Raw genomic sequence first — 23,780 nt, forward strand, 5'->3', positions numbered from 1 at the left:
GGACGCGCGCATGTTCAAATTCATCATCGAACTGTCGGTCAAATTCCGATGGTTCATCGTCCTGGCCACGGCGCTCGTCGCGGCCTACGGCCTCCTCGAACTGACACGGTTGCCGATCGACGCCGTGCCGGACATCACCAACCGTCAGGTGCAGGTGACCACCGTCGCCCCGGCCCTGGCCCCCGAACAGATCGAACGTCAGGTCACCTATCCGATCGAGACCGCCATGGCCGGCATCCCCGGCCTGACCTCGACCCGGTCGCTGAGCCGCAACGGCTTCAGCCAGGTGACCGTCATCTTCACCGACCAGACAGACATCTATTTCGCCCGTCAGCAGGTCGCCGAACGACTGGCGCAGGCGCGCGAGACGATGCCCGAAGGCGTCGAACCGGCGCTGGCGCCCATCACCACCGGCCTTGGCGAGGTGCTGATGTGGACGGTCGATTACAAGCCGTTCAACAGCGCCAATCTGGCCAAGCCGGGTCAGACCGGCTGGCAGGCCGGCGGCGTCTATCTGACGCCGGAAGGCGATCTCCTCGCCACCCCGCAACAGCGCGCCACCTATCTGCGCACCATACAGGACTGGATCATCGCTCCGCAGATGCGGACGGCGCCCGGCCTGGCCGGCGTCGACACCGTCGGCGGCTATGTGAAGGAATACGCGGTTCGTCCGGACACGGCGCGTCTGTCGGCCTACGGTCTCGGGATGGGCGACCTCATCCAGGCGCTCGACCGGGCCAACACCCAGGCCGGGGCCGGCTATGTGCAGCGTGCGGGCGAGGCCCTGACCGTTCGCACGGACGCCCTGGCGTCAACCGTCGAGGACCTCGCCCAGGCGCCTGTTGTCAATCGAAACGGCCTCGTGGTCCGCGTCGCCGACGTCGCCACCGTCGAGGTCGGCCAGGCGCCGCGTCTGGGCGGCGCCAGCCGCGACGGACACGAAGCGGTCTTGGGGACCGCCCTGATGATCGCGGGCGGCAACAGCCGCACCGTGGCCCAGGCCGCCGGAGACCGGCTCGAGGAGGTGCAGAAGACCCTGCCCCCCGGCATCGAGGCGGTGACGGTGCTGGACCGGAGCGCCCTGGTGAACTCCACCATCGCCACGGTGGCGCGCAATCTGACCGAAGGCGCGCTGCTGGTCATCGTCGTGCTCTTCCTGCTGCTCGGCAACATCCGGGCGGCGAGCATCACGGCGTTGATGATCCCGATCAGCTTCCTGTTCGCCGTCATCGGGATGAACCGGTTCGGCATCAGCGGCAATCTGATGAGCCTCGGCGCGCTGGACTTCGGTCTGCTCGTCGACGGCGCCGTGGTTGTGGTCGAGAACACCCTGCTGATGCTCAGCCAGAAGCGGGCGGAGGCCGGGCGCATGCTGACCCGGCACGAGCGTCTGGGCGTCGCCGCAGCGGCGGCGCGCCAGATGGTCAAGCCGGCCGCCTTCGGTCAGCTGATCATCCTGCTGGTCTTCACCCCCCTGCTGATGCTGGAAGGCGTCGAGGGCAAGACCTTCATCCCGATGGGCGCGACGGTCATGCTCGCCCTGGTCGGCGCCTTCATCTTCTCCTTCACCTTCGTGCCGGCGATGACGGCGCTCCTGGTGCGGGATCCCAAGACGGTCGAGGTCGACGACCACGGCCGCGCCCACGAGCACGAGACCTTCCTGCTGCGCCACGCGCGCCGCTGGATCGCTCCGGCCATCCGCACGGCCGTCGATCGTCCGAAGATCGTCCTGCTCTCCGCGCTCGGCGCCCTCGTCGTCGGCGGCGTCACCTTCACCACCCTCGGCCGGGAGTTCATCCCGACCCTGGACGAGGGCGACATCGCCATGCAGGCGCTGCGGGTTCCGTCGGCGTCGCTCGAGCAGTCGCTCGCCATGCAGATGGCGATCGAGCGGGCGATCAAGGCCCAGCCGGAAGTGGAGACCATGTTCTCGCGGACCGGCACCGCCGAAGCGGCGGTGGATCCCATGCCGCCCAACATCTCCGACAGCGTCATCGTCCTGAAGGACCGCAAGGACTGGCCCAACCCGGGTCTGGAGAAGGAAGAGCTGATCGCTCGCTTCGAGGACGTCGCGTCGCGGCAGATCGGCAACAACTTCGAATTCAGCCAGCCGATCGAATTGCGGTTCAACGAGCTGATCTCCGGGGTGCGGACCGATCTGGCGGTCATGGTATATGGCGACGACTTCGCCACCATGCAGCGGGTCGCCGACCAGGTGGCCAACGCCCTGCGCCAGACGAACGGGGCGGCCGACGTGCGGGTGGAACAGGCGTCCGGCCTGCCGACCCTGACGATCAGCGTGGATCGCTTCGCCGCGGCCAGTTACGGCCTGTCGGCGGCCGACGTCTCCGAAGCCGTGTCCGCCGCCATCGGCGGCGCCGAGGCGGGCCGCATCTTCGAGGGCGACCGGCGCTTCGACGTCGTGGTCCGTCTGCCGGACGCCGCGCGCAATGATCCGGCGGCGCTCGCGGCCTTGCCGATCGTGTCCTCGACCGGCGTGACCGTGCCCCTGTCCTCGGTCGCGCGCATCCAGAGCGCCGAGGGACCGAACCAGATCAGCCGCAACGACGGCAGCCGACGCATGGTGGTCCAGGCCAATGTGCGAGGTCGTGATCTGGGCGGCTTCGTCACCGACGCCCAGAGGTCGGTCGATCAGGTTCAGCTCCCCCCGGGCGTCCGCCTGGACTGGGGCGGCCAGTTCGAAAACCTCAAGCGCGCCGAACAGCGGCTGGGCCTGGTCATCCCGATCGTCTTCGTCCTGATCGGCGTGTTGCTGTTCATGGCGCTGGGCTCCTTCGCCGAGGCCGGTCTGGTGTTCGCCTGCGTGCCGCTCGCCCTGGTGGGCGGGGCGCTGGCGCTGCTCCTGCGCGGCATGCCGTTCTCCGTCTCGGCGGCGGTCGGCTTCATCGCCGTCTCCGGCGTGGCGACGCTCAACGGCCTGGTTCTGATGCAGGCTATCCGCGAGCGGCTCCAGGCGGGCCTGCCCCCCCGCGACGCCGCCATCGAGGGCGCGTCCAGCCGCCTGCGCGCGGTGCTCACCACCGCGATGGTGGCGATCGTCGGATTCATTCCGATGGCCATCGCCCACGGCGCCGGGGCCGAGGTCCAGAAGCCGCTGGCGACCGTGGTCATCGGCGGCCTGATCACCGCCACCGCCCTGACCCTGCTGGTCCTGCCGACCTTCGCGGCGAGGGCGGTGCGTCACCGCAAGGACGAAGGGATCGAGGACTGATGGCCCGGACCCAGGATGACCGTCGGCAGCGCCGGACGCTGCTGACGGTTCTCGGCCTCAACGCCGGCCTGGCGGCGGCGCTCGGAATCGGCGGCGTGTCGGCCGATTCCAGCGCCTTGCTGGCCAATGCGCTGGATAACGCCTCGGACGCGGCGGTCTATCTGATCAGCTTTCTGGCCATCGGGCGGACAGGAGGCTGGAAGCGGGGCGCCGCGAGGGTGTCGGGGGTCATGCTGCTGGTCTTCGCCGCCGGCGTCCTCGTCGATGCCGTGCGCCGCGTGATCACCGGGACCGAGCCGATCGGTCCGACCATGATGGCGCTCGCCCTGGTCGCCGCCGTGGTCAATCTGATCTGCCTGCAGCTCATCCGCCGCCAGCACAGCGGCGACGTCAACATGAAGGCGGCCGAGACCTTCAGCTTCAACGATTTCGCGTCCAACGGCGGCATCCTCGTCGCCGGCGGTCTGGTCCTCTGGCTCGACCAGGCCTGGCCCGACCTCGTCGTCGGGGTCCTCGTCGCGGCGATCGCGATCAAGGGCGGCGTCGAGATTCTCCGCGACGCCAACGCCGCCTCCGAACAGCCAGAGGAACGCGCTTCATGACCAGTCACGACCACTCGAACGGCCACGCCCACGACCACACCGCCGGCGCGAACGCCCGGCAGCTCACGATCGCGCTGGCGCTGACCGGAACCTTCCTGATCGTCGAGGTCATCGGCGGCCTGGTGTTCAACAGCCTCGCCCTGCTGTCGGACGCGGCGCATATGTTCACCGACGCGGCGGCCCTGGCCATCGCCTTGCTGGCGATCAAGATCGGCCAGCGGCCGGCGGACGAGAAGCGCACCTTCGGCTATCGCCGGTTCGAGATCCTGGCGGCGGCGTTCAACGCCGTGCTGCTCTTCGTCGTCGCCGGCTACGTCCTGTATGAGGGGATCAAGCGCATCCTCGATCCCGAGCCCGTCGGCTCGATCGGGATGCTGATCGTCGCCGCCGCCGGCCTGGTGATCAATCTGATCTCCATGCGCATCCTGTCGAGCGGCAAGGATCGCAGCCTCAACGTCAAGGGCGCCTATCTCGAGGTCTGGGCGGACATGCTCGGATCGCTCGGCGTCCTCGTCGCCGCCGTCGTCATCACCGTGACGGACTGGCGCTGGGTCGATCCGATCGTCGCGATCGCCATCGGCCTCTGGGTCCTGCCCCGGACTTGGATCCTGCTGCGCGACACCACCCACATCCTGCTGGAGGGCGCCCCGCGCGGCGTGGCCCTGTCGGACGTCCGGGCCGCCATCCTCGCCACCGCCGGGGTCGCCAGCCTTCACGACCTCCACGTCTGGGTCTCGGGGGCGGATCAGGCGAGCTGCACGGTTCACGTCGTGCTGGTCGAGGGTGCCGACGCCGACGCAGTCCGACAGGCCGTCGGCGACATGCTCGAAGAGCGGTTCGACCTGCATCACACGACCGTCCAGACCGAGCTTGAGCCGTGCGGGGATGCGGGAGGTCTGCACGCATGACCCGAAATGACGAGCCCGCCAGGTCCGGCGCCACGATCCCGCCCCTTGTCCAAATCTCGGAGACAAAGCCATGAGACGCACCGGCTGGATCTCGGTGATCGCGGTCTTCCTCGCCGTCGCCGCCTTCGCCTTCGGCATTCTGTCCCGTCGCGGCGCGCCCGACGCCTCGGCCCCGCCGCCGGTCGAGGCGCGAGCGATCGACGCCCACGCCGGTCACGCGGGCGACCCCTCGGATACGCCGTCGACGCGGGCCTATCGGGAGGCCGCTGACCGCATGCACCAGGCGATGAACATCGATTACTCCGGCGACGCTGACATCGACTTTCTGCGCGGCATGATCGCCCACCACGAGGGCGCGATCGCCATGGCCAGGATCGCGGTGGAGGAGGGCGAGGGGGATGACGTGCGCGGTCTCGCGCAGGAGATCATCCGCGCCCAGGAAGCCGAAATCCTGCGGATGCGGATCATGCTGGCGCGGCACGAGGACGCGCCGGCAGTCTCAGAACGGCCCTGACCCGATGGCCGGCAAGCGCTTCACGGTCCGCAGCCGCAGCATCCGCTGGCGCCAAGGGCGCTACAAGGGCCGCCGCGGCTCGAGCCCGCGCCGGCCGCCGAAGCCCCGGCCAGTACTTGATGTCGTAATCGCCGTCGGCGCCAGCCTGATCGCGGCCTTCTTCGTCCTGTGCATGGCCTTCTCCCTGCTCGGCGCCTACGGAACGCCGCTCTACATCGGCTACGGCGTGATGATGAGCCTGGTGACGGGCGGCTGTCTGGTGTTCGGTCCCCGCGACCGAGCCGGATTGATGATCGCCGGCGGGCTCGGCGTGCTTTGCGTCGCCGGAACGCTCATCCTGTACGGGGTGCGGGCGGACGTGCACGACCATCCTCACGCCAACGAACGCCCCGCCGCCACAGGGAAGCGCGAATGACGAGAAGCTCCGACGGGGAAGGTCAGGCCCGCCGCCCCGCGCGCATCGCCCGCGGAGGGTGGCTGGACGTGCTGCGGTTCGCCGCGGGATCACTGATCATCCTCTACCACTTCCGGGAAGCGGCCCCGCTGCCGCTCGGACAGATCCATCCGGTGTTCGACCGGGGGTTCCTGCTGACCAATTTCTTCATCATCGACTCCGGCTATGTGCTGGCCCGGATCTACGGCGAGCGCCTGGCCTCGGGCGGGATCGACGTCGGGGCCTACGCGCGCCAGCGGCTGCTGCGCGTGTTCCCGGCCCATCTGGCCGTGATCGCCGGTCTCGCGGCCTTGGTCGCGGCCGCCGCTCTGGCCGGGGTCCGACCGAGCAATCCCCAATGGTTCGACTGGAGCCAGCTGCCCGCCCAGGTCTTGCTCGTGCAGGCCTATGGCGTGCCGGGCGGCGTCGGCTGGAACGCGCCGACCTGGACGCTGTCGGCTCTGATCGGCTGCTATCTGCTCCTGCCCTGGATCTGCCGGGCGCTCTGGAGCCGACCCCGGGCCACGGCCGCGATCGCGATCACCCTGCTTCTCGCCGCCGACGTCGCCAGCCGCGTCTGGCTGGGCGATCCGGTCTATCGCCTGCCCCTGCGGTTCGGATTCCTCCGCGCCCTTCCGCTCTTCCTGCTGGGCGTGGCCGCCGCCGTGGTCGGTGTGCGCGTCTACGTGCGTCCGTCCGTGGCGGGCGCCTTGGGACTCGGCGCTTTCGGTGCGCTCGCGCTCGGTCAGGCCGTTGGCCCCTTCGGCCTGGCCTCCCTGCTGCTGATGACGATCATCATCTGGGCGGCTGGAGCCTTGCCCGTGGTGCGCTCGTCGCGCCTGATCGAACACCTCGGCTTGATGTCGTTCGCGATGTTTCTCACCAATGAAGTCGCCCGCATCGTCTGGTTCGGCGTCTTCGACGCCGTCGGACAGTCGGACTGGTCCATCGGGATGCGCTGGGGCGTCTGGGCCGCCGGTCTGGCGGCGGCGTTCATGGGGGCGGCGGCGTTCCGGTATGGGTTCGATCGGCCGGTCCAGGCCCGGTTGAACCCGCCGAGGCCTGCGACGCCTGCGCCGGGGGTCAGTGCGGATCGGCCGGTGGCCTGACGCGACCGTGGGTCAAAAGCCCCGTTGCGACGACCTCACACGCGAGGCCCGGTCAGTTCGTTTTCCTCAAGCTGGAGCCTGCGACGCCGCGCCAGAAGGACACGTTGCGGACGTCGCAGAAGGGCTAAGGGCTCCGCCCTCGCGCGGGCCAGGGTGAAGCGGCTGCGCCGCCGGACCGGCCGGTCTCCCCGACCTTCCGCGCCGGCGATCGGCGTCATGACAATCATCAGGGTCAGGCTTGTGCAGGTCGGGCGATCCCCCTCCGGCCGGTCCGCCCTGGCCCTTGCTACCCCGGTCTCGCCGACGGGCAGGGTTTCAGGCGCGCAGTTCGCGTGCCTGCAACCCTTGCCCAAAGGAGGCAGACATGACTGCTCAATCCACCCAAACCGCCCAGACCGAAGCGACCGCGCCGCAGCACGGCGCGGAGGTGATCGTGCCGCTGAACCGGCTCAAGGCCTCGCCGAGGAACGCCCGGAAGACCCCGCACAGCCCGGCGACCATCGAGGCCTTCGCGGCCTCCATCAAGGCCAAGGGGGTGTTGCAGCCGCCCGTGGTCGAGGTCGAGCGGGACGGGGAGGGCGTTCCGACCGGGAACTACTTCGTGACCATCGGCGAAGGTCGCCGTCAGGGGCTCCGGCTGCTGGCCAAGCGCAAGGCGATCAAGCGCACACATCCCGTGCGCTGCATCGTGGACGCCGAGAATGACGCCCACGAAATCAGTCTCGACGAGAACATGACCCGCGAGGCCATGCATCCCGCCGACCAATTCGAGGCCTTCCAGCGGCTGGCGACGGAGAAGGGCTACGGTCCCGAGGAGATCGGCGCCCGGTTCGGCGTGTCGGCCCATGTCGTGCGCCAGCGACTGCGGCTGGGCGCGGCGGCGCCCGAACTGATGGCGGCCTATCGGGCCGGGGCGCTGGCCTTGGACCAGCTGATGGCCTTCTGCGTCAGTGCGGATCAGGACCGGCAGCGGCAGGTGTTCGAGCAGTTGGGCGAATATCGCCCCGTCCACGCCATTCGCCGGGCCATGACCGAGTCCAAGGTGGCGGTGAGCGACCGGCGCGCCCGTTTCGTCGGCGTGGAGGCCTATGAGGCGGCGGGCGGGGGAACCAGTCCAGCCAGAGGGACACGTCCAGCGCGCCTTTCTGGGTCGCCTCCAGGGTGGCGTAGTAGTCCTTGCGCTCCAGCCTGATCTGGGCGGACATGCTGTAGAAGCGTTGAGCGCTTTTCTCGGAGCGGGCGAGCGCCATGTCGGCGATCGCCCGCGCGATCCGGCCGTTCCCGTCGTCGAACGGGTGGATGGTCACGAACCACAGGTGGGCGATCGCGGCCTTGAGGACCGGATCCGTCCGCGGCTCGTCATTGAACCAGTCGAGGAACGCCCGCATCTCGTCCTGCAGACGGTCGGCAAGGGGCGCTTCATAGTGCACGCGCTCTCGTCCGAAGGGGCCCGAGACGACCTGCATCGGGCCGGAGCTCTCGTTGCGCCAGGCGCCGACGACGATCCTCGTCATGCCGCTGCGCCCGGTCGGAAACAGGGCGGCGTGCCAGGCGAACAGCCGTTCCTCGGTGAGCGGAGACGCAAAGTTCTGGGTCGCGTCGAGCATCATTTCGACGACGCCTTCGACGTTGCGATCCGCGGCGGCGAGGGCCCCGATATCCATGCCGAGGCGGCGGGCGATGGAGGATCGCACCTGATCCTTGTCGAGCAGCTCGCCTTCGATTTCGCTGGATTTCAGGACATCTTCGGTAAGGGTCTCGAGGACGGCTTCAGCGCGGAGGTCGAAGCCGAGCGTGTGCATCCGGCCAAGCAGAAGGCCCTGGCGATGACGGACGGCTGCGAGGCGATCGGCAAGCGCGTCAGCGCGCCAGTCCAGACGCGGCCAGCCTTCGATCTCATGGATGTATTGCGCCATTCCCCGCACTCCTTGCGGAGAATATGGGCGCCATTCGCCGCAAGAGCAAGGTTATTCTCCGCGCGAAGTGCGGAGAATAGGGCGCCTAATCTCCGCACCAAGGGTGGTCTCCGCACGCTATCGGCTGCGGCCCCGCACCTTGGGTATCCGCGGACTGCGCGGCTATCGGCGCCCAAGCAGCTCCGAAACCCTGCCAACGGGTCGCAGTTGAGGGCCTCAGACGCCCGCTCAAGAGGCTGGGCGCGCGCCTTTCGGCGCCGCATGCCGGGAGAAGCCGACCACGAGGATAGCGATCGTCAGAAGCTGAACGGCGACGCCTTCGACCGTCGGATAAAGACCGAGGATCTCGATGCGGGGGATCCACGCCAGCGGATGGACATCGAGCCAGCCCGCCTCCTGCAGCGCCGCCACCCCCTTGCCGACGAGGACGACCGACAGGATGGCCATCAGGATCGAGCTCAGGGAGAAGAACCGGCCGATCGGGAGGCGCTTGCTGTAGGCCAGCAAGGCCCAGGCCACCACGGCCAGGATCGCCACCGCCGTAAGGGCGCCGGCCAGCATGCCGAGATGGCCGCCCTGGCTCCAGATCGCCGCATAGAACAGGATGGTCTCGAACACCTCGCGGTAGACCACCACGAAGGCCAGCAGGAACAGGAACCAGGCCGACCGTTTCGACAGGGCGTGAGAGAGCTTGTCGCGGATATAGGTCTGCCAGGCGTCGGCGTGCGACTTGCCGTGCATCCAGATGCCGACCGAGACGAGCACGACGGCCGCCAGAAGCGAGCCGAACCCTTCGGTCAGCTCCCGGCTGGCGCCGCTGATGGAGATGAAGAAGGTCGCGGCCGCCCAGGTGGCGCCGCCGGCGACCAGCGCGGCCACCCAGCCGCCGTGGACGTAGCGCAGCACCTCGGGACGTTCGGCCTTCCTGAGGAAGGCGATCATCGCCACCACGATGAGGATGGCTTCCAGACCTTCGCGCAGCAGGATGGTGAAGGCGCCGAGGAAGCTGGCGAGATTGTCCGCCTCCTGGGGCGCGAGTGCGCGTTCGGCCGTGTCCAGCAGGGCGTTCGCGCGGGCGACCCGGTCCGCGACCTCCTGGGCCGGCGCGCCCCTGCTGATCGAGACGCGCAGGTCGGTCATGGCCGTCTCGACCCGCCGCAGCAAGGCGCCGTCGCGGGCGCCCAGCGCCGGCTCCATCGGTTCGACGCCGTCGAGATAGGCCGACAGGGCCAGGTCGGTCGCGGCCCTGCGATCGCCCCGGCGATAGGCGGCCTCGCTTTCGGCCAGTCGCGTCCGGGCCAGGGACAGGGTCGATCCCTCGGCGCGGACCGTCGCCTCCGGGTGGCGGCGCAGGTAGGCCGTGACCGCCCGTGCCTTCGTCTCGCCGATCCTTGTCGCCAGCTCGGCCGGCGTCGCCTGGGTGAGGGCGGCCAGGTCCGGGAAGACGGCGCGGATCGCCGGGTCGCTCTCCCAGAGGCGTCGACCTTCGGCGGCTTCGGCGTCGGTGAAGGCGAACCGGCCCACGTAGAAGGCCAGGGCCCAGCGGTCCTCGGCCGGCAGATGGGCGAAGCTGGCCATCGCCGTGCCCTCCAGCCCCTGATCGATGACCTGGTAGAGGCCGAACACGCTGCGCTGACGGGCGCGCTCCACATCCGCGAAGGCGATCGCGGGCGGATCAAGCCCCTCGGCGCCCGGGCCGTCGGCGCGTCCGGTCACGCCATGGCAGACCGAGCATTGCTCGGCATAGAGCGTCGCGCCGCGGGCCAGATCAGGCGGGAACGAAGGCGCCAGCGGGCTCGGATAGGCCGTCAGCACCGCGCCGGCGAGCGCCTTGGCCCGGTCGCCAACGACGCGCGGATCCGCCTTGTCCCTGATGGCCGCCTGCAGGGCCTCGGCGTCGCGGACCAGACCGGCCTTGGCCGGATTCGGCGGCAGGGCGTCCAGGCGGGTCCGGATCTGGCCGCCGAACTCGATCATCTCCCCGTATTCGGCCGGATTGGTCACCTGACCGTCGGCCACCGCGCCGGCGTAGTCGACCGCTACATAGTCGAGCAGCCGCCAGGCGACCTGGGCCTCGGAGGCGGACGGCGTCTGGGCCAGGGCGGGCGCGGCCAGCCCCAGGGCGAACAGCAGGGCAAGCAGACGGAGCAGAGGACGCATGGTCAATCCAGATGTGAACGGCTCGCATTAGCATTCAGGCGGCGACGCTGTCGCGCTTTATTCGCGACGCGGCCGGGCTCGTAGGCGGCTACGGGTCCTCTACGCCCGCCGGGACGCCTCGGCGCCGCGCGGCCAGCCCGGGCAGCCACGCGACGGGCGGTCGTTACAGGTGGATCGTGCGGTCGGCCACAGCCAGGCATGCCTCGCGCAAGGCTTCCGGAAGCGTCGGATGCGCATGGCTCGTCCGCGCCACGTCTTCGGCCGCCGCGCCGAATTGCATGACGGCGACCGCTTCATGGATCAGGCTGCCCGCGTCCGGCCCCAGGATGTGCACGCCGAGAATCCTGTCCGTGCCGGCGTCCGCCAACACCTTGACCAGCCCGTTCTTCTCCAACCGCGCCTTGGCCATGGCGTTTGCCGAGAACGGAAAGCGCCCGACGCGATAGGCCACGCCGGCCGCCTTGAGGTCGTCCTCGGTGCGCCCGACTGAGGCCAGTTCCGGCCAGGTGTAGACGACGGCCGGGATTGTTCCGTAGTCGACATGGCCCGCGGCGCCGGCAAGGCGCTCGGCAAGGGCGATCCCTTCTTCCTCCGCCTTGTGGGCCAGCATGGCGCCGCCGATGACATCGCCGATGGCGTAGACCCCTTCGGCGCTGGTTCGAAAGCCGTCGTCGACCGGAATATAGCCCCTTGGGTCCGGCTTGATGCCGACCGTCTCCAGATCGAGTCCGTCGGTGGCGGGACGTCGGCCAATGGACACGAGCACGACATCGGCCTTGATGGTTCCTCGCGCGCCGTCTCCCATGGGCTCGACCTCAAGGACGACGTCGTCCGCCTCCATTCGCGATCCGACCACCTTGTGCGCCAGGCAGAATTGGAAGCCCTGGGCCTCGAGCACCTTGTGCAGCGCCGTCGACATCTCTGAATCAACGCCGGACGCGATCCGGTCGAGCACCTCGACGACGGTGACCTCGCTGCCGAGACGGCGCCAGACGGAGCCCAGCTCCAGTCCGACATAGCCGCCGCCGATCACCGCCAGATGGCGCGGCGCCGCCGTCAGGCTGAGGGCGCCCGCCGAGGTGACGATCCGCTGCTCGTCGATGGGCAGGTCCGGCAACGTCGCCGCTTTCGATCCGCTGGCGAGCACGATCGCCTTGCGGACCTGCACCTCGAAGCTGCCGTCCGGGGCGCTCACTTCCACACGGTCGCGCGACAGCAGCCGGCCGCGGCCCTGCAGGCGGGTGACCTTGTTCTTGCGCAGGAGCTAGGCGACCCCTTCACCAAGCTCCGTCACGACCCTGGCCTTGTGCCGCATGACGCCTGCAAGGTCGGCCCGCACATTGTCGACCAGGACGCCGAAAGCCTCGAGATTGCGGGCCATCTCCAGCCGCTCTGTGGCCTGCAGCAGCGCCTTTGACGGAATGCACCCGATGTTCAGGCAGGTTCCACCGAGGAGTTCCCGGTCGTCGATAACCGCCACCGACATGCCGAGCTGGCTCGCCCGGATGGCGCAGGGGTACCCGCCCGGCCCGCCGCCGATTATCACCAGGTCATAGGATGTCATCGAAGCCATCGCGTCAGCCTTCGCTGTAAGTGAAAGAGGGACGAAGGCGCCGGCCACCCGCATGAGCAAACATCAGGCGCCGCCCTTACGCGGGGAAGTCCGACGCGTCATCATTCGGAACCCGCTCCTGGGGAGGGCCGGAAGGCGGCGGAAGTCGATCTCCAGATCCTGAGCCGGCAGCCGGTAGTTCAGGCCGGCGAGCATGCCGAGGGCCCGCTCCATCAATTCGACGACGATGCTTTCGCCGGGACAACGGTGACCGGTCAGGGCGTTCCCGCCGCCTTGGGGAATCAGGCCGAACGCGTCCCCGGAGCCGTCGATGAAACGCTCTGGCCGGAATTCGTCGGGATCGGTCCAGACGGCAGGATCGTGATTGGAGCCATAGAGATCGAGGATCACCTGCCGACCCACCGGGAAGTCAAGGTTGCGCCAGCGAAACGGCGCGCGCACACGCCCGATCACCGCCGGGAAAAACGGATAAAGGCGTCGCACCTCCTGAACGAAGGCGCGGCGGCGGCCGGCGTCCGCGGTGGCCAGACGGGCCGCCGCGGGGTGCGCCTGCATCGCGTGCGCCACAAACACGATATAGACCGAGGTCGCCACGGTCGGCCTCAGCACATTGGCCAGTTCGACCGCCGCCGTCCGGGCCGCCAACGGTTCGCCATCATCCGCGCTCGCCCAGGCCCAGGCGTAGGCGGCGGTGTCTGGATCCGGCGCCAGTCGTCCGGCGCGAATGCCCTCGATGATCGAGGCCAGCCAGGCGTCGACGCGTCGCCGCGCGTACCTCGACCACAGGTGGCGAGGCCCCCGCGATCCTGCCGCGTCAAACAGCGCCCTGAGGTGACTGACCCGTTTCGCTTCGTCGTCGGGATTCAGCGGCACCCCCGCCCAGCGGCAGACGGCGCGGGTGAGCACCGGCTGCAGGGCGTCGTACAGCACGATCTCTTCCTGGCCAGCCCATTCAACGGCCGCGCGTCGCCATTCCGCCTCGAACAGGTCGCCCAGCCGCGCGATCCGTTCCGGCGACATAAGAGCGATGAACACGCGTTTGCGGGCGCGGTGCGCTTCGCCATCCAGGCCCTGGACGCCGCCTTCGCCGAGCAGTGTGCGTCGGACAGGCGCCGGCATGGCGCCCGCGCGCGAGATGCGGGTCTCGTCGTAGAAGACCTGGGCCGCTTCACGCCCTCTCAGACAGGCCGTCTCCTTCAGCGCCAGACGGGTCTCGATTGCGTCCGCGCCGGCCTGCTCGAACAGGCGGGAGATGCGCCTGTACGGGTCCGTCAAAAGGGCGAACGTCTGATCGGCGTGTCGCTGTGTCGATCGATGCGCCATCGAAGTCCTCCATGGACGAAGGGAGCGCGACGAGGGCCGCGGGATTACTCAAAACGTCGCGGTGACCCAATGGCTCCTGCATCATCCCGGGCCCGTTCTGACCTTCAGCGCCGACCTGCACGGCGAGGCCGAGGAGCGGTGCAAACCCGGGTCGGGTTCGTCTTCAAACCGGCGCCGAGGGATCGTGCAGGGCTTCGATCACCTTGCAGGCGGACACGCGGCCGCCGGCACATTCCGCCGTCATCCGCGAAAGCTCGCGTTGCAGGGCCCGGAGTCGGGCGATCTTATGCGTCACCTCCGCCAGATGACGTTCGGCGAGGATGCTGGCTTCGGCGCAGGGCCGATCAGGGTGATCGGACAGATCCAGCAGGGAGCGGATCGAGTCCAGATCGAAGCCCAATTGCCGTGCATGCCGAATGAACGACAGGCGGCGTTCCGCCGCGTCGTCATACATCCGCCGGTCGCTGGCGGTGCGCGGGGCGGCGGGAAGCAGGCCGATCTCCTCGTAGAAGCGGATGGTCGGGACCTTGACGCCGGTGGCCGCGGCGAGCTTGCCGATAGGGCGCAGGCCGGACGAGGCCGGGGAGGGCAGGGTCATCGCATCATCTCGCAGCAGCGGGCTGAAGGGCGGCAGGCGCAGGACGGAAAAGGATCATCGGCCCAGCCCCATGAGGACGATGGCGGCGCCGAAGGCGGCGATCGTGGAAGCGCCGGTAAGGGCCATGCCGAAGGCCCTGGCCGCCGCGCCCCGGGCATAACCGTGGGCGAACAACACGCGGCCGATCAGATAGAGGGCGACCAGCACCGGCAGCACGACCATCTCCTCGCCGCGCAGCACGGTGGCGAGCACCAGGTGGGCGCCCACCGCCAGGACCGTCTGCTCCAGGGTGTTCTGAAGCACGGCGGCAGGCACGGCGAGCCTCGAGCTGGGCGCCGCATAGGCGGAACCCGGCCGGTCGGCGTCGGACCGGAACCGGATGCTCGCCACGGCCCTCAAACAACCGGCGAGCCACAGGAAAACGAGGAGGTCCGCCTTCAGGGCGTAGGCCAGCCGATCAGCTGTCGCCATGTCCGGCGCGGCGCCCAGGAGACGTGGCGAAAGCCATAGCCAAGCTGACGCCACCGCCGCAGCGGTGATGAGAATCGCCAACCCCGAACGGACGGCGAGCGCCTTCTGTTCGGCGGAAAAGGTCATCGCGCCGCCCGTCCCAGGGTCGACGTCGCCGGGCGGCCGTCCGAGCCCCGGACGGTCAGGAGGAGCAGCGCCACGCCGCAAACAATGGCCGCATCGGCGAGGTTGAAGGTCGGCCAGTGCGCGTCGCCCCAATGAAGATCGATGAAATCCGTCACCGCGCCGGAGCGCAGACGATCGAGCAGGTTCCCGAGCGCTCCACCGGGGATGAGGCTCGCCGCGACCGCCGTGACGGCGCTTCGCGTACGCCAGATCCAGGTCAGCAGGACGCCGATGATCAGGAATGCCACGGCGCTCAGGGCCCATCGTCCCACCGCGCCCGAGTCTGCGAACAGGCCAAAGGTGACGCCGGGATTGAATCCCAAACGCAGCGCGAGGAACGGCGTGAGGTCCACCGGGCTCTCGAGTCGGGCGCGAGCCGCGGCCTTGGCGGCCTGATCCAGAGCGGCGATCAGCATGAAGAACGAGAAGGCGATCGCCCGCATGCGGCTGGGACCGCGTCGCGACGGGTGCATCGTGATCATGAGGCCTCCTGTGGATTTCGTCCGATTGTGCGTCCTCTAGCTACTAGAGGATCAAGTCGGTTCCGCCAAACCGCGTCTTTTTGGGCGAGGCATCCATTTTTGTTCTTGATCCTCGAGCGACTGGAGGATGCATTCTCGTGGTGAAAGGCGGACTTCGATGACTGACTCCCTCTCGTCCCCCGAACCGGCGGCCGCCGGCTGCGGCTGCGGCGCGGCCGTCAAGTTCGACGGCGCCACGCCGGCCTATCGCCGCATCCTGATGGCGGTGATCGCTATCAACGGCGCCGCCTTCCTGGCCATCGCCGGCGGCGCGGCCCTGCAGGGCTCGGCCTCGCTGGGTGCCAACGCCCTCGACTTCCTGGCCGACGCCGCCACCTACGGCATCAGCCTGGCCGTGATCGGGCGCTCGGTCGCCGTGAGATCCGGGGCCGCCATCATCAAGGGCGCCAGCCTCGCGGCGCTGGCGCTGTTCATCCTTGGCTACGCGATCTGGCGGGCGACCTCGGGGGCGCCCCCGGAAGGCGTCGTCATCACCGGCCTGGGCGCCCTGGGCTTTTTCGCCAACGCCCTGGCCGCGCTGCTGCTGGTCCGCCATCGCGAAGGCGACGCCAATGTCCGTTCGGTCTGGCTGTGCACGCGCAACGACCTGATCCAGAGCCTGGTGGTCGCGGCCACGGGCGTGGCCGTCTGGTTGACCGCCTCTCGCTGGCCCGACCTGATCGCCGGCGCGATCCTGGCGGTGGTCTTCCTGCAATCCGGCTGGTCGATCATTCGTCAGTCCCGCGAAGAACTGAAGGCCGCCGCGTGACCGCGAACTTCACCCCCGCGCTCGGCCATACAGCCCTGAGCGGGCTGTATGATCCGGCCATCGCGCTTTTGACCCGGGAACCGCTGTGGCGGAGCCGCCTTCTCGAACAGGTGGCTCCGTCCCCTGGCGAGACGATCATCGATCTTGGATGTGGAACCGGCTCATTCGCGATCGCCATGGCGAACCGGGCGCCGGACGCGCGCATCTTCGGCCTCGATCCCGACGGCGACATCCTCAGGCGGGCCGAGACGAAGACGGCCGCTGCAGGTCAGGCCGTCCGTTTCATCCAGGGGTTTTCGCGCGATGTGGCGGCGCTCCTGGGCGAGGACGCCGCCGACAAGGTGGTCTCCAGCTTGGTCTTCCATCAGCTGCCCATGGCCGAGAAGCGAGCGGGCCTCGCCGCGAGCCTGCGGGCGCTCAAGCCGGGCGGAACGCTGCATGTCGCGGACTACGGCCGCCAGTCGGGTGCGATGCGCGTGCTCTTCCGCCTGGTGCAGTCTCTGGACGGCTACGAAAACACCCAACCGAACGCCGACGGCGTTCTGCCTACGCTGATGGCCGAGGCCGGCTTCACACAGGTTCAAGTGCTCGATGTCATCCCGACCGCCACCGGATCCATCTCTCTGTATCGGGCGGTGCGACGATGAGGCGATTGATGTCGCGGCGCACCGTGTTATGGGACGGCATGGGGTTTCCCTCGACTAGGCATGGGTGGATGGCGGCGCTGCTCGCGTCGTTCCTGGCCCTGTTCGTCCTGGTTTCCGCAGCCGACGCCTTCGCCTGCGCACCCGAGACCGGAAGCTTGCAAGGCCTGGCCGCGTCGGACGTCGTCGCTGTGTCCGATACAGGTCACGGCGAACGCAAGGACGCAGCAGGTCAGGTCGCCTGCGCCCACGGCCATTGCCACCATTGCGGCATTACCGCGCCGCCGGCGATTGACGACATGAGGTCGATGGCCCTCGATCGCGCGCCCTTGGCGCCATCGCTCGATCAGGCGCCGGCCTCCCGGATGCCCGCCGGTCCCATGCGCCCGCCCAGAACCTGACGTGACCTCGCGTTCGCGCGCGCCCTTCACGTCAACCTTCCGGGACATGAGACATGCCATCCCCTATTCGCCGCTTGCCGCCTTTCGCGGTCGGCTGCGCTGTGGTCGCCCTGACGACCGCCTTGACCGGCCCGGCCTGGGCCGATCCCGCGCCATCCTTCCGGACCCTGCTTGAGCGCATAGGGGCCAGCCCCTCCGCGGCCGAGGCCGACGCCTTGCTCGAAGCGGCCGAGGCCCGGGTGCGCCAGGCGCGCGTGCGGCCCAACCCGACCGCCGCCCTCGAGGCGGAGAACGCCTTCGGCAGCGGTCCCTTTTCCGGCTACGACAACGCCGAGACCACGCTCTCGCTCACCCAGGACCTCGAACTGTGGGGCCGGCGCGGCGCCCGGGTCGAGGTGGCGCGGGCGGAGGCCGGAACGGCTTCGCTGCGTCGCGATCAGGCGGTCGTCGACGCCGCCGGACGGCTCGCACTCGCCTACGCCGAAGCGGAAGCCGCCGAGCGGCGCTTCGCCCTGGCCGAGGAGGCGCTCAGCCTGACCATCGCGGACGCCCGCGCCGCCCTGGTGCTCGTGGAGGAGGGACGCGAGCCCATGCTGCGCGGCATCCAGGCCGAGAGCGAGGCGGCGGCGGCCCGCGCGACCCGTGACGAGGCGCAGGCCGAGCGGGACGCGGCGTTCGCCCGCCTGACGGCTGTCGCGATGCTGCCCGCGCCGGTCACCTCGATCGTCGACAGCCTGCTGGACGACGCGCCGACCCGGACGGCCATCGAAGCCGCTCCCGGGGCGCCGGCCGTTCGCGTCGCCGAGGCCGAACGCGAAGCGGCCGAACGGCGGATCGCCGTCGAGCGAGTGCGCGCGCGGCCCGACGTCAGCGCCAGCGTCGGCGTTCGGCGTTACGAAGCCGAGGATGCGACAGCGCTGACCTTCGGCATCAGCATGCCGCTGCCCCTGTTCGACCGGAACCGCGGCAATATCGACGCGGCCCAGGCCGAGTTCCGCGCCGCGGACGCCCGCCTGGCCGGCGCGCGCCAGGAGGCCGAGGCCGACGGTCAGGCCGCGGTCGCCCGGCTGAACGCCTCGGTGAGCCGCGTCGCGGCCGCCGACGCCGGCGTGACCTCATCCGAGGAAGCCTATCGCCTGTCCCGGATCGGCTTCGAGGCCGGCCGCATCTCGCAACTGGAGCTGCGCGGAACCCGCGCCGCCCTCATCACCGCCCGCAACGCCGCCGTCGACGCCCGCCTGGCGCGCGTCCGCGCCGAAATCGATCTCGCGCGCCTGCAAGCGCGCGCACCCTTCGGAGGGGGCCAATAATGCGCAAGCCGCAATCCAACAGAACGCTGCTCATTGGCGGCGTCGCCGCCGTCGTCCTGCTCGGAGGCGGCGGGCTGTTCCTGGCTCTCAATCGCGACGCGCGGCCGGCCGCCGAGGGCGAGGCCGGTCACGCGGAAGAGGAGGGGCACGCGGAAGGCGAGGGCGCCGAGGCCCCCGAAGGCGTCGTGGCGCTCACGGCCGAACAGATCCGCGCCGCCGGCATCGCCGTGGTCGCCGTCGGCGCCGGCGGCGGGTCAGAGACCCGGCTGGCGGGACGCGTCGAGCCCATGGTCGATGCGCGCGCCGCCGTGGCCGCCTCGGTCGGCGGCCGGGTCGAGCGCGTGCTCGTCGCGCCGGGGCAGTCCGTGCGCGCCGGTCAGGCCCTCGCCACATTGGTCAGCGGCGACGCCGCGACCTTCCGCGCCGACGCCGACGCGGCGGTGGCGCAGGCCGAAGCCGCGCGCCAGGCCTATCACCGCGATCGCAACCTGGCCGACCAGGGCGTGGTGGCCCGGCAGGAGGTGGAGACCTCCCGAGCCCAGTCGCTCAGCGCCGAGGCGTCGGCGCGCGCCGCCCGCGCCAGGGCTTCGGCGGCCGGATCGCCAAACGCTTCGGGACGGCTGAGCGTGACCAGCCCGATTTCGGGCGTCGTCACCTCGGTGCAGGTCGGCCCCGGAGGCTTTGTCCCCCAGGGCGGCGTCGTCGCCGAGGTCACCAACCCCGCGCGGATTGAACTGGTCTTCAACGCGCCGCCGGCTCTGGCCGCCCAGGTCCGCGCCGGATCGCGCCTGAGGGCGACCGGGCCCAACGGGGAATTCGAAGCCGTCGTCACCGGCGTGGCGCCCGGCGCCGGCGCCGAGAGCGGCGCGACGATCATTCGCGCCCGGCCGTCGGGCGTGTCGCTGCCGCCGACGGGATCCGCCGTCACCGGCGCCATCGTTACGGGCGATGCCGTCCCCGGCGGCCTGACGGTCCCCAGCGAAGCCGTGCAGACCATCGAAGGCGCGACGGTCGTGTTCGTTCAGGTCCAGGGCGGCTTCCGGGCCGTCCCGGTGCTGGCCGGTCGTCAGGCGGGAGGGCGCACGGAGATCCTGCGCGGCCTCGACGAGGGTGAACGCATCGCCGCCGCCAACGCCTTTCTCTTGAAAGCCGAACTCGCCAAGGGCGAGGCCGGCGATGACGACTGAGGCGCGGCATGTTCAAATCCATCATTGAAGCCTCGGTGCGCTTCCGCTGGTTCGTTGTGTTGGCGACCGCGCTGGTCGCCGCGCTCGGTCTGTTCGAACTGACCAAGCTGCCGATCGACGCCGTTCCGGACATCACCAACCGGCAGGTCCAGATCACCACCGTCGCCCCGGCGCTCGCGCCGGAACAGATCGAGCGGCAGGTCACCTATCCGCTCGAGACGGCCATGGCCGGCATTCCCGGACTGACCAGCACTCGCTCGTTGAGCCGCAACGGCTTCAGCCAGATCACGGTCATCTTCACCGACCAGACGGACATCTATTTCGCGCGCCAGCAGGTGGCCGAACGCCTCGCCCAGGCGCGCGAAAGCATGCCCGAGGGCGTGGAGCCGGCATTGGCGCCGATCACCACCGGCCTCGGCGAGGTCCTGATGTGGACCGTGGACTATCTGCCGTTCAACAGCCGCAACCTCGCCCGGCCGGGACAACCCGGCTGGCAGCCAGGCGGCGTCTACCTGACCCCCGAGGGGGAGCGGTTGACCACGCCCGAGGCGCGCGCCACCTACCTGCGCACTGTTCAGGACTGGATCGTCGCGCCGCAGATGCGGACGACGCCCGGGCTCGCCGGCGTCGACACCATCGGCGGCTATGTGAAGGAATACGCCGTCCGCCCCGACGCCGCCCGCCTGTCAGCGTATGGGCTGGGGCTGGGCGACCTCGTCACGGCCCTGGAGCGGGCCAACACCCAGGCCGGAGCCGGCTACGTCCAGCGCGGCGGCGAGGCGCTGACCGTCCGGACCGACGCCCTGGCCTCCACCGTCGAGGATCTTGCCCAGGCCCCGGTCGTCAACCGGGGCGGCCTGGTGGTGCGCGTCGCCGATGTGGCGTCGGTCGAGGTCGGGCAAGCTCCGCGGCTGGGCGGCGCGAGCCGCGATGGCCACGAGTCGGTGCTCGGCACGGCCTTGATGATCGCCGGCGGCAACAGCCGCACCGTGGCCCAGGCCGCCGGAGAGCGCCTCGAGGAGGTGCGCGAGACCCTGCCCCCCGGGATCGAGGCGGTGACCGTGCTCGACCGAAGCGCCCTGGTGAACTCCACCATCGGCACGGTGGCGCGCAATCTGACCGAAGGCGCCCTGCTCGTCATCGTCGTGCTGTTCCTGCTGCTGGGGAACCTGCGGGCGGCGAGCATCACCGCCCTGATGATCCCGATCAGCTTCCTGTTCGCCGTCATCGGCATGAACCGCTTCGGCATCAGCGGAAACCTGATGAGCCTCGGCGCCCTCGACTTCGGCCTGATGGTCGACGGGGCGGTGGTGGTGGTGGAGAATACCCTGCTGATGATGACCCGGCGGCGCGCGGAATTGGGCCGCATGCTCAGCCGTCACGAACGACTGGACGTCGCCATGGCCGCGGCCCGGCAGATGGTGAAGCCGGCCGCCTTCGGCCAGCTGATCATTCTGCTGGTCTTCACCCCCCTGCTGATGCTCGAGGGCGTGGAGGGTAAGACCTTCATTCCCATGGGGGCGACCGTCATGCTCGCCCTGGTCGGCGCCTTCATCTTCTCCTTCACCTTCGTCCCGGCCATGACTGCGCTGCTGGTACGCGACCCGAAAAGCGCCCACCTCGACGCCAACGACCGCGTGCAGGAGCACGAAACCCGCGTCCTGCGCTTCGCCCGCCGCTGGATCCAACCCGCGATCAGCGCCGCCGTAGACAAGCCCCGTGTCGTGCTCGCCTCGGCCCTGGGCGCCTTGGTCGTCGGCAGTCTGGCCTTCGCCACCCTCGGCCGGGAGTTCATTCCCACCCTCGATGAGGGCGATATCGCCATGCAGGCCCTGCGGGTGCCGTCCGCTTCGCTGGACCAGTCCTTGGCTATGCAGATGGCCCTCGAGCGGGTCGTCAAGGCCCAGCCCGAGGTGGAGACGGTGTTCTCGCGCACCGGCACGGCGGAGGCCGCCGTCGATCCCATGCCGCGTAACATCTCCGACAGCGTGATCATCCTCAAGGACCGAGGCGACTGGCCAGACCCGGGCCTCGAAAAGGAGGCGCTCATCGAGCGCATTGAGGAGGCGGTTAGTCAGCAGATCGGCAATAATTTCGAGTTCAGCCAGCCGATCGAACTGCGCTTCAACGAACTGATCTCCGGCGTCCGGACCGATTTGGCGGTGCTGGTCTACGGCGACGACTTCGACACCCTGCAGAGGGTCGGCGAGCAGGTGGCTCGCGCATTGGAGGAAACACCGGGTTCCGCCGACGTTCGAGTGGAACAGGCGTCGGGGTTGCCGACGCTGACGGTCAGCGTCGACCGCTTCGCGGCGGCCAACTACGGCCTGTCGGCGGCGGACGTCTCGGAGGCGGTCTCCACCGCCATCGGCGGAACAGAGGCTGGACGCATCTTCGAAGGGGATCGGCGCTTCGACGTTGTCGTCCGTCTGCCCGAGGCGACCCGCAACGATCCAACCAGCCTGGCCGCCCTGCCGATCGTCTCCTCGACCGGCGTGGTGGTGCCCCTGTCCTCGGTGGCGCGCATCCAGACCGCCGAGGGGCCCAACCAGATCAGCCGCGACAACGGCAGTCGGCGCATGGTGGTGCAGGCCAACGTCCGCGGCCGGGATCTCGGCGGTTTCGTCACGGATGCGCAGACGCGGGTGGAGCGGATCGATCTTCCGCCGGGCGTCCGGCTCGATTGGGGCGGTCAGTTCGAGAATCTCAAGCGCGCCGAACAGCGTCTGGGCCTCGTGGTTCCGATCGTATTCATCCTCATCGGGGTCCTGCTTTTCATGGCCCTCGGCTCATTCGCTGAAGCCGGTCTGGTGTTCGCCTGCGTCCCGCTCGCCTTGGTCGGCGGGGCCCTGGCGCTGCTCTTGCGCGGCATGCCCTTCTCCGTCTCGGCGGCGGTCGGCTTCATCGCCGTCTCGGGGGTGGCGACCCTGAATGGCCTGGTGCTGATGCAGGCCATCCGCGAGCGGCTGACGGCGGGCCTGGCGCCGCGTGAGGCCGCGATCGAAGGGGCGTCCAGCCGCCTGCGGGCGGTTCTGACCACCGCCCTGGTGGCCATCGTGGGCTTTATTCCCATGGCCATCGCCCACGGGGCCGGGGCCGAGGTCCAGAAACCATTGGCCACAGTGGTCATCGGGGGCCTTTTGACGGCGACTGCGTTGACACTGCTGGTGTTGCCCACCTTCGCCGCCAAGGCGGTGAAGCATCGCAAGGCGGAAGGGATCGAGGATTGATGAGCGAACGAGACGAGACGGAAGGCGTCCAGCGCCGCACCCTGCTGGTGGTGTTGATCCTCAACGCCGCCCTGTTTGTAGGGCTCGGGATCGGCGGCTTGCTCGCCGATTCCAGCGCTCTGCTGGCCAATGCCCTGGACAATGCGTCTGACTCCGCCGTCTACCTCATCAGCTTTCTGGCGGTGGGCCGCGCCCTGATCTGGAAGACCCGCGCCGCCCGGGCCTCCGGAATCCTGCTGCTGATCTTCGCTGCGGGCGTCCTGCTGGACGTGCTGAGACGAACGCTGATGGGGACGGAGCCCATAGGCTGGACGATGATGGGCATGGCGGTGGTCGCCGCCATCGTGAACCTGGTGTGCCTGGAACTGATCCGGCGCCAACGCAGCGAGGATGTGAACATGAAGGCCGCCGAGACCTTCAGCTTCAACGATTTCGCCTCCAACGGCGGCATCCTGATCGCGGGTGGCCTGGTCCTGTGGCTGGATCAGTCCTGGCCGGATCTGGTCGTGGGCCTAATCGTGGCCGGCATCGCCGTGAAGGGCGGCGTCGACATCCTCCGCGACTCCCGGGCCGAAACGAGAGCGGGGGAAGAAGCCTGAGTGACGACGGCGGCTACGCCCATGATCACACGGCCGGGGCCAAAGCCCGGGTCGGTGGCGAAGTGAGCGGCCCGCGCTGATAACCATTCCTTGCCCCGTTGCGGACTAGGCTGCG

At 69.5% G+C, this 23,780-nt stretch carries 19 protein-coding genes and 2 pseudogenes; 14 read left to right on the forward strand and 7 right to left on the reverse strand.

The features are described from left to right. Positions 1–10 precede the first annotated feature (10 nt). From KZX42_RS12485 to KZX42_RS12515, 7 genes and pseudogenes are all read left to right on the forward strand, one after another. Positions 11–3,232 carry a CusA/CzcA family heavy metal efflux RND transporter gene (locus tag KZX42_RS12485; protein ID WP_205682979.1) on the forward strand — a complete coding sequence of 1,074 codons (3,222 nt, stop codon included), beginning with the start codon at positions 11–13 and terminating at the stop codon, positions 3,230–3,232. Beyond that, positions 3,232–3,834: a cation transporter gene (locus KZX42_RS12490; protein WP_112862349.1), complete on the forward strand. Its 603-nt coding sequence runs from the start codon at positions 3,232–3,234 to the stop codon at positions 3,832–3,834. The genes KZX42_RS12485 and KZX42_RS12490 overlap by 1 nt, the downstream gene beginning before the upstream one ends. Then, positions 3,831–4,742, forward strand: coding sequence for a cation diffusion facilitator family transporter (locus KZX42_RS12495; protein WP_112862348.1), 912 nt, complete (start codon positions 3,831–3,833; stop codon positions 4,740–4,742). Before KZX42_RS12490 ends, KZX42_RS12495 begins: the two co-directional genes overlap by 4 nt. 70 nt (positions 4,743–4,812) lie before the next feature. Then, a complete protein-coding gene (locus tag KZX42_RS12500; protein ID WP_248119712.1) occupies positions 4,813–5,256 on the forward strand; it encodes a DUF305 domain-containing protein in 444 nt (147 codons plus the stop codon). 4 nt (positions 5,257–5,260) lie between these two features. After that, a complete protein-coding gene (locus tag KZX42_RS12505; RefSeq protein ID WP_112862346.1) occupies positions 5,261–5,671 on the forward strand; it encodes a hypothetical protein in 411 nt (136 codons plus the stop codon). Continuing rightward, complete coding sequence (locus KZX42_RS12510) at positions 5,668–6,798, forward strand: acyltransferase (protein ID WP_112862345.1); 1,131 nt, start codon at positions 5,668–5,670, stop codon at positions 6,796–6,798. The genes KZX42_RS12505 and KZX42_RS12510 overlap by 4 nt, the downstream gene beginning before the upstream one ends. A 364-nt stretch (positions 6,799–7,162) precedes the next feature. Beyond that, positions 7,163–7,519 (forward strand): annotated as a pseudogene (locus KZX42_RS12515) (ParB/Srx family N-terminal domain-containing protein); the annotation flags it as partial. A gap of 226 nt (positions 7,520–7,745) precedes the next feature. Here KZX42_RS12515 and KZX42_RS12520 read toward each other — a convergent pair. From KZX42_RS12520 to lspA, 7 genes and pseudogenes are all read right to left on the reverse strand, one after another. Beyond that, a complete protein-coding gene (locus KZX42_RS12520; protein ID WP_248119714.1) occupies positions 7,746–8,714 on the reverse strand; it encodes a DUF4172 domain-containing protein in 969 nt (322 codons plus the stop codon). A 228-nt stretch (positions 8,715–8,942) separates the two neighbouring features. Beyond that, positions 8,943–10,874 carry a cytochrome c/FTR1 family iron permease gene (locus KZX42_RS12525; RefSeq protein ID WP_003169303.1) on the reverse strand — a complete coding sequence of 644 codons (1,932 nt, stop codon included), beginning with the start codon at positions 10,872–10,874 and terminating at the stop codon, positions 8,943–8,945. 163 nt (positions 10,875–11,037) lie between these two features. After that, positions 11,038–12,438 (reverse strand): annotated as a pseudogene (gene lpdA / locus KZX42_RS12530) (dihydrolipoyl dehydrogenase). Between the two features lie 72 nt (positions 12,439–12,510). Continuing rightward, positions 12,511–13,770, reverse strand: coding sequence for a cytochrome P450 (locus KZX42_RS12535; RefSeq protein ID WP_201462384.1), 1,260 nt, complete (start codon positions 13,768–13,770; stop codon positions 12,511–12,513). Positions 13,771–13,933: 163 nt separating this feature from the next. Continuing rightward, positions 13,934–14,368, reverse strand: a complete 435-nt coding sequence (locus KZX42_RS12540; protein ID WP_054765660.1) for a helix-turn-helix domain-containing protein — start codon at positions 14,366–14,368, stop codon at positions 13,934–13,936. A 54-nt stretch (positions 14,369–14,422) separates the two neighbouring features. Next, positions 14,423–14,965, reverse strand: a complete 543-nt coding sequence (locus KZX42_RS12545) for an MAPEG family protein (RefSeq protein WP_248119716.1) — start codon at positions 14,963–14,965, stop codon at positions 14,423–14,425. Then, a complete protein-coding gene (gene lspA / locus KZX42_RS12550) occupies positions 14,962–15,486 on the reverse strand; it encodes a signal peptidase II (RefSeq protein ID WP_248119718.1) in 525 nt (174 codons plus the stop codon). The genes KZX42_RS12545 and lspA overlap by 4 nt, the downstream gene beginning before the upstream one ends. A 157-nt stretch (positions 15,487–15,643) precedes the next feature. On the opposite strand from lspA, the gene KZX42_RS12555 reads away from it, so the two are divergent. From KZX42_RS12555 to KZX42_RS12585, 7 genes are all read left to right on the forward strand, one after another. Next, complete coding sequence (locus tag KZX42_RS12555) at positions 15,644–16,294, forward strand: cation transporter (protein WP_054765662.1); 651 nt, start codon at positions 15,644–15,646, stop codon at positions 16,292–16,294. Next, entirely contained in the window at positions 16,291–16,941 is a 651-nt protein-coding gene (locus KZX42_RS12560) for a class I SAM-dependent methyltransferase (protein ID WP_054765663.1), read from the forward strand. Before KZX42_RS12555 ends, KZX42_RS12560 begins: the two co-directional genes overlap by 4 nt. 68 nt (positions 16,942–17,009) lie before the next feature. Beyond that, entirely contained in the window at positions 17,010–17,339 is a 330-nt protein-coding gene (locus KZX42_RS12565; protein ID WP_066624846.1) for a hypothetical protein, read from the forward strand. A gap of 53 nt (positions 17,340–17,392) precedes the next feature. After that, a complete protein-coding gene (locus tag KZX42_RS12570; protein WP_248119721.1) occupies positions 17,393–18,649 on the forward strand; it encodes a TolC family protein in 1,257 nt (418 codons plus the stop codon). Continuing rightward, on the forward strand, positions 18,649–19,836 hold the full coding sequence (locus KZX42_RS12575; RefSeq protein ID WP_066624849.1) for an efflux RND transporter periplasmic adaptor subunit: 1,188 nt from the start codon (positions 18,649–18,651) through the stop codon (positions 19,834–19,836). The genes KZX42_RS12570 and KZX42_RS12575 overlap by 1 nt, the downstream gene beginning before the upstream one ends. Positions 19,837–19,844: 8 nt before the next feature. Then, the gene (locus tag KZX42_RS12580; protein WP_201462386.1) at positions 19,845–23,066 is read left to right on the forward strand and encodes a CusA/CzcA family heavy metal efflux RND transporter; all 3,222 of its coding nucleotides are present in this window, start codon (positions 19,845–19,847) and stop codon (positions 23,064–23,066) included. After that, positions 23,066–23,665, forward strand: a complete 600-nt coding sequence (locus KZX42_RS12585; RefSeq protein WP_054765668.1) for a cation transporter — start codon at positions 23,066–23,068, stop codon at positions 23,663–23,665. Before KZX42_RS12580 ends, KZX42_RS12585 begins: the two co-directional genes overlap by 1 nt. The last annotated feature ends 115 nt before the right edge of the window (positions 23,666–23,780 follow it).

It is taken from the genome of Brevundimonas sp. EYE_349, from assembly GCF_023147505.1.
Classification (GTDB): Bacteria; Pseudomonadota; Alphaproteobacteria; order Caulobacterales; family Caulobacteraceae; genus Brevundimonas.

Excerpts from the sequence above, each read along its gene's own strand:
- KZX42_RS12545 (WP_248119716.1), bottom strand. The coding sequence starts at position 14,965 with ATGACCTTTTCCGCCGAACAGAAGGCGCTCGCCGTCCGTTCGGGGTTG.
- KZX42_RS12525 (WP_003169303.1), bottom strand. The coding sequence starts at position 10,874 with ATGCGTCCTCTGCTCCGTCTGCTTGCCCTGCTGTTCGCCCTGGGGCTG.
- KZX42_RS12570 (WP_248119721.1), top strand. The coding sequence starts at position 17,393 with ATGCCATCCCCTATTCGCCGCTTGCCGCCTTTCGCGGTCGGCTGCGCT.
- lspA (WP_248119718.1), bottom strand. The coding sequence starts at position 15,486 with ATGATCACGATGCACCCGTCGCGACGCGGTCCCAGCCGCATGCGGGCG.
- KZX42_RS12490 (WP_112862349.1), top strand. The coding sequence starts at position 3,232 with ATGGCCCGGACCCAGGATGACCGTCGGCAGCGCCGGACGCTGCTGACG.
- KZX42_RS12540 (WP_054765660.1), bottom strand. The coding sequence starts at position 14,368 with ATGACCCTGCCCTCCCCGGCCTCGTCCGGCCTGCGCCCTATCGGCAAG.
- KZX42_RS12510 (WP_112862345.1), top strand. The coding sequence starts at position 5,668 with ATGACGAGAAGCTCCGACGGGGAAGGTCAGGCCCGCCGCCCCGCGCGC.
- KZX42_RS12520 (WP_248119714.1), bottom strand. The coding sequence starts at position 8,714 with ATGGCGCAATACATCCATGAGATCGAAGGCTGGCCGCGTCTGGACTGG.
- KZX42_RS12535 (WP_201462384.1), bottom strand. The coding sequence starts at position 13,770 with ATGGCGCATCGATCGACACAGCGACACGCCGATCAGACGTTCGCCCTT.
- KZX42_RS12585 (WP_054765668.1), top strand. The coding sequence starts at position 23,066 with ATGAGCGAACGAGACGAGACGGAAGGCGTCCAGCGCCGCACCCTGCTG.
- KZX42_RS12575 (WP_066624849.1), top strand. The coding sequence starts at position 18,649 with ATGCGCAAGCCGCAATCCAACAGAACGCTGCTCATTGGCGGCGTCGCC.
- KZX42_RS12500 (WP_248119712.1), top strand. The coding sequence starts at position 4,813 with ATGAGACGCACCGGCTGGATCTCGGTGATCGCGGTCTTCCTCGCCGTC.
- KZX42_RS12565 (WP_066624846.1), top strand. The coding sequence starts at position 17,010 with ATGGCGGCGCTGCTCGCGTCGTTCCTGGCCCTGTTCGTCCTGGTTTCC.
- KZX42_RS12555 (WP_054765662.1), top strand. The coding sequence starts at position 15,644 with ATGACTGACTCCCTCTCGTCCCCCGAACCGGCGGCCGCCGGCTGCGGC.
- KZX42_RS12495 (WP_112862348.1), top strand. The coding sequence starts at position 3,831 with ATGACCAGTCACGACCACTCGAACGGCCACGCCCACGACCACACCGCC.
- KZX42_RS12485 (WP_205682979.1), top strand. The coding sequence starts at position 11 with ATGTTCAAATTCATCATCGAACTGTCGGTCAAATTCCGATGGTTCATC.
- KZX42_RS12580 (WP_201462386.1), top strand. The coding sequence starts at position 19,845 with ATGTTCAAATCCATCATTGAAGCCTCGGTGCGCTTCCGCTGGTTCGTT.
- KZX42_RS12505 (WP_112862346.1), top strand. The coding sequence starts at position 5,261 with ATGGCCGGCAAGCGCTTCACGGTCCGCAGCCGCAGCATCCGCTGGCGC.